Annotated in this window: 6 protein-coding genes and 1 pseudogene; 4 read left to right on the top strand and 3 right to left on the bottom strand. The window is 36.5% G+C overall.

Annotated features, from left to right (window positions below; translation table 11 throughout):
• Positions 1 to 237 precede the first annotated feature (237 nt).
• Positions 238 to 1,110, top strand: a complete 873-nt coding sequence (locus tag BSO02S_RS10100) for a metallophosphoesterase (protein WP_066066264.1) — start codon at positions 238 to 240, stop codon at positions 1,108 to 1,110.
• A 40-nt stretch (positions 1,111 to 1,150) separates the two neighbouring features.
• Here BSO02S_RS10100 and BSO02S_RS28460 read toward each other — a convergent pair.
• Positions 1,151 to 3,175 (bottom strand): annotated as a pseudogene (locus BSO02S_RS28460) (putative bifunctional diguanylate cyclase/phosphodiesterase).
• A 405-nt stretch (positions 3,176 to 3,580) separates the two neighbouring features.
• Between BSO02S_RS28460 and BSO02S_RS10090 the strand changes: the two are divergent.
• The 3 genes from BSO02S_RS10090 to BSO02S_RS10080 all read left to right on the top strand — a co-directional run bounded on the left by BSO02S_RS10090 (position 3,581) and on the right by BSO02S_RS10080 (position 5,922).
• Entirely contained in the window at positions 3,581 to 4,063 is a 483-nt protein-coding gene (locus tag BSO02S_RS10090; protein ID WP_066066261.1) for a YkyB family protein, read from the top strand.
• Between the two features lie 315 nt (positions 4,064 to 4,378).
• Positions 4,379 to 4,579: a protein YkzT gene (locus BSO02S_RS10085; protein ID WP_066066258.1), complete on the top strand. Its 201-nt coding sequence runs from the start codon at positions 4,379 to 4,381 to the stop codon at positions 4,577 to 4,579.
• A gap of 188 nt (positions 4,580 to 4,767) precedes the next feature.
• Positions 4,768 to 5,922, top strand: a complete 1,155-nt coding sequence (locus tag BSO02S_RS10080) for an aminotransferase A (RefSeq protein ID WP_066066255.1) — start codon at positions 4,768 to 4,770, stop codon at positions 5,920 to 5,922.
• A gap of 40 nt (positions 5,923 to 5,962) precedes the next feature.
• Here the strand turns inward: BSO02S_RS10080 and BSO02S_RS10075 are convergent, their stop codons facing one another.
• Both BSO02S_RS10075 and BSO02S_RS10070 read right to left on the bottom strand, forming a co-directional pair.
• Positions 5,963 to 6,142 (bottom strand): hypothetical protein, encoded by a 180-nt coding sequence (locus tag BSO02S_RS10075; RefSeq protein ID WP_066066252.1) that lies wholly within the window; start codon positions 6,140 to 6,142, stop codon positions 5,963 to 5,965.
• Between the two features lie 71 nt (positions 6,143 to 6,213).
• The gene (locus BSO02S_RS10070; RefSeq protein ID WP_439951379.1) at positions 6,214 to 7,098 is read right to left on the bottom strand and encodes an NAD(P)-dependent oxidoreductase; all 885 of its coding nucleotides are present in this window, start codon (positions 7,096 to 7,098) and stop codon (positions 6,214 to 6,216) included.
• Positions 7,099 to 7,204 lie beyond the last annotated feature (106 nt).

The raw sequence follows: 7,204 nt of genomic DNA, 5'->3' as shown, positions 1-7,204 counted from the left end.
GGGCGCTGGAGCTGGATTCAGATAACTAATTCAAAGTTATCCACACTAAATTATTTTATAATTTCGCTATACAGTAAAAAAGCAGCCTAGGCTGCTTTTTTTTAAGAATGTTTTTCATTTTTATGAATAATAACTTACAAATAACCTTTTCACTTGCAAAATAAGCTATTTTTAAAGAAAATACAAAAGGACTCTTCTATTAAGAGAAGGTAAATAACAAATAGGCTGGTAGAAAAAATGGCTAAAAAACAGACGAGGAGATCATTTCTGAAACGTTCAATTGGTTCATTTCTTACTGTTCTGGGTTTGAGTTCGGGGGGCCTCCTTTATGCCAATCGAATTGAGCCCTCACTGCTTGAAATCAAACAGCAGCAAATCAAACATTCATTAATTCCTAGAAGCTTTGATGGACTCAAAATTGTGCAATTTAGTGATACCCACCTTGGTTTTCAATACACTCTTAACCAATTTAAAAAGTTAGTTGATACAATCAATGAGATAAAGCCAGAACTCATTTTTTTCACTGGCGACTTGATGGACGAGCCGAATAAATATATGGAACTTAATAAACTGGCAGCCATTTTAACAGAATTACAGGCTCCACTTGGGAAGTTTTGCGTCTTTGGTAACCATGACCATGGCGGCTATGGATCTGAAATTTACAGGAATATCATGGAAACAACTAATTTTACCGTCTTGTTGAATGAGTCAACACCGATTAAAGTAAAGAATGGCGGCAGCATTTATCTACTCGGAATTGATGATGCCATGTTGGGGAAACCCGATTTGCCATTAGCTTTGAAAAAAGTGCCGAATAATAAGTTTTCTATTTTATTATCACATGCACCCGATCTTGCTGATGCGGCTTCACACTTTCCAATCCATTGGCAACTCAGCGGACATAGCCACGGTGGACAGGTTAAAATACCATTCATAGGGGCACTTGTTAAACCCCCATTTGCCGAAATTTATCCCGAAGGATTATATACAATCGGTGCAGAAAAGCCATTATCACTTTATGTAAACAGAGGAATTGGTACAACTAGACTCCCCTTTCGGTTTATGGCAAAACCTGAGTTAACTGTCTTTACTTTAAAGTCAGAGAGCTGACATACTAAAGAAAATCCTTATCTGCTGATAAGGATTTTCTTTAGTAGCGGGGTTTGCCCCAAGCAGTATTTTTCACTAAGAATTGCTTTTCAAGTTCAGAGGAAGAAATGGGTTTTGAAAAGTAATAGCCTTGAATTTTATGACAATTTGCATTTGCAAGAAATTCAACTTGCTGCTTATTTTCTACTCCCTCGGCAACTACTTCGAGTCCAAGACTTTTTCCCAAGTGTATAATCGCTGAGGTAATCGCAGCATCCTTTTCTTCCTTAAGAATATCCCTGATAAAGGACTGGTCAATTTTTAAGACATCAATAGGAAACTGTTTTAAATAACTTAAAGACGAGTATCCTGTCCCAAAATCGTCGACTGAGATAGAGATACCCAGCTCTTTCACTTTCTTTAGAATTGGAATGGTTTCTTTCATATCATGCATGGCCCCTTCTGTAATTTCAATACCTAAAGAAGACGCCCGTATCTGATATTTTTCAATCATCGACTGAATGAAGGGAACTAGGTTTGGATGTTGAAATTGCTTAGGTGAAATGTTAATTGCCACACGAATATCGTTGAATCCCATATCATTCCAAGCACTGATTTGTCGACAAGCTGTTTCAATTACCCAATACCCTATTGAAATAATTAACCCTGTATCCTCTGCCAAGGGAATAAACACGCTCGGTGAAATTTCACCGAATTCTGTATCATCCCAGCGAAGCAATGCCTCAAAGCTTTTCGCTTTGCCAGTGGCAACGTCAATTTGCGGTTGGTAAAATAAAGAAAGTTCATCTTGTTCTATGGCCTTTCTTAGGTGTGTTTCCAACGTTACAACATTAGTAAAAACAGAATTCATGTCGGTCCGATAAAATTGATAATGGGCTTTCCCTCTTTCCTTTACCCGAAAAAGTGCTTCATCCGCATTCTTGATGAGCATTTCAGCATCTTTCCCGTCCATTGGGTACATGCTTATGCCAACACTTGGTGAAATATAATACTCCTGTGAATTAAAATAAAAGGATTGTGAGAAGGCAGAAAATACCTTTCTCACAAAAGGAGCAGTGGCCTGCCGGTTAGTATTATGAAGTAAAATAGTGAACTCATCCCCACCAGTTCGATAGATTTAGCATTTTTCATTTTGAAACTGTAATAGACGCTCAGCAACTCTTTTTAATATTTCGTCCCCCGCTAAATGTCCAAGTGTATCATTCAAATATTTAAACCGGTCTAAATCAATTGAGATTAACGCAAATTCTTGTATTTTCTTTGAAAGTGAATAGATATGTACATTTAGATGCTCAAGCATTGCCCGTCTGTTTAATAAGCCCGTCAATTGATCATGAAAAGCCATAAACTTAATCATTTCCATATTTTTTGCCTGCTCTGATAAATCCTTAAAAATAACATAAACGCCTTTTATTTCTTCATAGATAACAATTGGGACTGTTTTTATATGGACAATTAATCGATGCCCTTTACGATGGATAATTTTACAATCTAAAGATTCAAGGGCATAACCAGAATAAGTTTTTTCCAATAATGCTTTAAATTTTTCTAAGTCATGATCATTGATTAAATCATAGATGGACCTATTGGATATTTGCTTTTCTGAATATCCTGTTAACAGTGACGAAGCAGGATTCGCTTCCAAGATTTTGCCCTCTGGGCTAATCGTAAAAATTGCATCTAGGTTATTGTTGATAATCGAGCGATATCTTTGCTCACTTTCAATAATCCTATTTTTTTCAATCGACCATTCCGTTATATCTCTAGTAACTGCAACGACATAGCTAATCATATTATTCTCATTAAAAACGGGAGTTAATATCGTTTCTCCATAGATTATCTTTCCATCGTCAAAATAGAATTGATCTTCAAACATAACAATCTTTCTTCTTTTTAACAATTCTTCATATTCATTCTGAAGATTATTAGCAAATCCATCAGGCAGGGCTTCTAGAAGAGTTTTTCCGATGGCATCGATTGTAAGGTTCGCTTTCCACATTCCTGACTCATTGACAAATAAATAGCGAAAATGAGGTCCCTTTTCCACCTTCATTACAAAAGCCATATCTTGAACATGCTGAAAAATGATATCAAAAATGATTTTTTGTATTTTCGCACTGGGTTTGCCCGATTCTAATTCTTTGGTTAAACTATTTAAATGATCCATTAAATCATCCTTCAAATTAAGAAAAAAATTCTTTTTTCACAATAATGTTTTTACATTCTTATATTTCTATTTTACAATGAAATTAACTGAAAGGAAGTAATTTATTGAAAATAATGATTATTTAACTAAGTTTTTTATTATTCTTTCATAGTATTTGATTAGGAATACATCCTAACCCTTCTTTTTTATAAAGGAATTGTAATAATTACTTTTCACATTGCTCAAAAAGATGGTCCTCAGTATTCCTATTTTTATAAAAAAAAGGTATAATATAATTGTTTTAAAAGACTGAAAGGAGAACAGATGTTGAGTCAAAATCAGAAATATCCTCTAACCAATGTTAATCTAACCATCGATAACCTCGCACAAGCTATCTTTATCGTGAATCGTCATGCAAAAACAGCAACAAATCCCAAATTATTGTACAAATTGAAACAAGAATCATTAAAAAAATTGATTGAAGAGGGCAAAGCAAAAAAAGTGGGCCTCCATTTTTCTGAAAATCCAAGAAATAGCCGTCAACAATCCGATGTATTAGTTGAATGTGGAAGATACACCTTCCATATTCCTCCTACAAAAGCAGATTTTCTTGAGCTTCCACATCTGGGCAAATTGGATGGACTTGTAAGAAATCCAAAGGCAGTGCTTTCACTTAATTCTGCAAAGGGATTATTACAATTATATACCGGGATCTCCGACGGTGAGCAGCCACCACTGAATCCAAGAAAAAACCAACGTGCCTATCAAAAACCTGTTTTCAAAAAATTAGGCGAGCGATACTCGTAAAAAATTGCCCAAAAAGGCCAGGATTAATTCCTGGCTTTTTTGGGCTAATATTTTGATGCATGCATTCCAGCAAAGTAGGCAACACTCTCGTTTATGCTGGCAACAAAAATTGATCCAATTGTATCATCAAACAAAATCCTCTACTCTAATTCATAAAAGTTTTTTAGACTATGCCATATTTTCGCAACATCTTCTTGATATTTTTGTGAACATCATCACAAACGGATAGACTCTTTTAAGAATCAGACTTACAATACAGTCATAAGCAGTACAGAATAATCAAATGTATGAAACTATAAAAGAGGTGCTTAAGCTATGAGAGGAACAGCGATTCTTTTTCAGGAACAGAATGTTACGTTTATTGAAGATATTGAACATGCCCTATACAAAGAAATTAATGATCAATGCGGCTCCGAGCATTGCAGCTGCAAACTTGATAAAAAAGTGGTTGATTTTGGTCCAGTGTCTCCTGTTTACTGGCATGAGGATGAAGTTGACTGGGATTATGGTTATTAATAATACTCTTTAATTTGATATATACTCCATTCCCCCCAAAAAACGGTCTGAGAAAAACTCAGAACCGTTTTTTACTTTATTTATATCATTGAATTTATCCTCCATAGTAGAACCTTAGAGTAGAAATAGTCTATAATCATTATATTCTAACCGTCAGATTACTCATAAAGTGGAAGGATGAACTTTTATTGGAGCATTTAATTAATCAAAACGTAAAAAATATTGAAATCTCTGGAATCAGAAAGTTTTTCAATATGGTTTCTCATATAGATGACCTGATTTCGTTTACGATTGGACAGCCGGATTTCCCTACCCCAGAGCATGTGAAAACAGCAGGTATTGATGCGATTAAGAAGGATTTCACCTCTTATACGCACAATGCCGGTACAATTGAATTAAGGAAAGCGGCTTGTGATTTTGTTGAAAAGAAATATGGCTTGACCTATAATCCGGAAACAGAAATGATTGTGACGGTAGGGGCTAGTGAGGCTATAGATATTGCCTTTCGGACAATCCTAACTGAAGGAACGGAGGTTATTTTACCTGGACCCGTTTACCCTGGTTATGAACCAATTATACGGATGATGGGGGCTGTCCCCATCAAAGTCGATATTAGAAAAAACAAATTCCGTTTTACTTTGGAAATGATTAAACCATTTATCACAGAAAAAACCCGTTGCATTGTACTACCTTACCCATCAAATCCGACCGGTGTAAGCCTAACGGAATCGGAGTTAAAAGAAATTGCCAGCTATCTAGAAGATAAGCAAATATTTATCCTAGCTGATGAAATTTACAGCGAACTCACCTATGTTCAAGAACATAAATCAATCGCTAGCTTTCTTAAGGAAAAGACCATTGTGATTAACGGGTTATCCAAATCCCATTCGATGACTGGCTGGAGGATTGGCTTTTTATTTGCCCCAGAAAGCATTACTAAGCATATTCTAAAAGTCCACCAATATAATGTTTCCTGTGCAAATTCGATTGCACAAAAAGCGGCCCTAGAGGCGTTAACTGTAGGAATTGATGACGCCCTTGCCATGAAAAGGGAATATTTAGCGAGAAGAGACTACGTTTTTACTCGTTTAGACGCAATGGGATTTGATGTGATCATGCCGGATGGTGCATTTTATTTCTTTGTCAAAATTCCAGACACCATACCATTAAACAGCTTGGACTTTGCCCTTAACCTTGTTCATGAAACAAAGGTAGCTGTTGTTCCGGGCAGTGCCTTTTCTGAGTATGGAGAAGGATACTTCCGTTTATCCTTTGCATGTTCGATGGAAACGCTTGAAATAGGCCTCAATCGGATGGAACAATATTTAAGGATATGGGAATAATTTCAAAAAATACCCTCACATTTAAGTGAGGGTATTTGTTTTATTGACCTTTATATTTTCCATCATTCTTTGGTGCCTTTTCCTTTTTAGCCTTTTCTTTATGAGCTTGATTTGCAGCAGCTGAACCCATCTCTTGGGCAAATTCTTCATTTACCTTGGCAGAATCAAATCCCTGTTTGTTTTTTTGTTTAGCTCCGTTCTTTTTCGTTCGTTTGGCCATCAAATATTCCTCCTGTTCACAAGAATTAATCATAGTTTCTTGAAAATAGGAAGAATTTATTCATTGTCTATTTAGCTTTTCCAATATTTATAAAGGGCTTGTGTGCCACTATTTTCCTCGCCTTTTTCAGCTAGTTGTATGTATAAAGATTTCGCTAGCGCCAAACCTGGTGCATCCATTCCCATTCGCTCTGCCTCGTCTAAAGCAATTTTCATATCCTTAATAAAATGCTTAATGTAAAAACCAGGTTCAAAATTCCCGTTTAACATTCTTGGTGCAAGATTGCTTAATGACCAGCTGCCAGCCGCTCCCGTAGTAATACTTTTTAGAACAATTTCAGGATCAAGCCCCGCCTTTTCGGCGTAAATAATAGCCTCACAAACACCAATCATATTAGAGGCAATCGCAATCTGATTACACATTTTTGTATGTTGACCTGCTCCCGGTTTACCTTGGTAAACAATGTTGGTTCCAAGCTGCTCTAATATTGGGCGAATCTCTTCATATGCTTTCTGTTCACCACCAACCATAATTGAAAGCTTGGCTTCTTTTGCCCCTACGTCTCCCCCTGAAACCGGAGCATCGATTGCTTGAATCCCTCTTTTTTTCGCCTGTTCGTATATTTTCACAGCAAGGGATGGTGCAGAAGTGGTCATATCAATAAGATAACTTCCTTCCCTACCGTTTTGAATTAACCCATTTTCACCAAAATACACTTCCTCTACATCCGTTGGATAGCCGACCATAGTGAAACTAACCGTTGCCCTTTCTGCTACTTCTCTCGGTGTATCTGCCCACTCAGCCCCCTTCCTTAATAAATCTGCTGCCTTTTCCTTTGTTCTGGAATAAACAACTATTGTGTAGCCGGCATTTAATAAATGCTCTGCCATACTTTTTCCCATTACACCAGTCCCTATAAAACCAATTACCGTTTTTTCATGAGTAAGCAAAATCATCTTTCCTTCCCTTTTTATTTCCTTTAATTTTAGCATTCAAATTTTGTTTTTAGGAGCTTTTTGCACAAAAAAAACCGGAACGTCTCCTGCGTTCCGGTCCTTGTGC

Origin of the sequence: Neobacillus soli NBRC 102451 (assembly GCF_001591665.1) — a bacterium.
GTDB classification, from domain to species: Bacteria; Bacillota; Bacilli; order Bacillales; family Cytobacillaceae; genus Neobacillus; species Neobacillus soli.
This window is presented reverse-complemented; position numbering and strand designations above follow the sequence as displayed.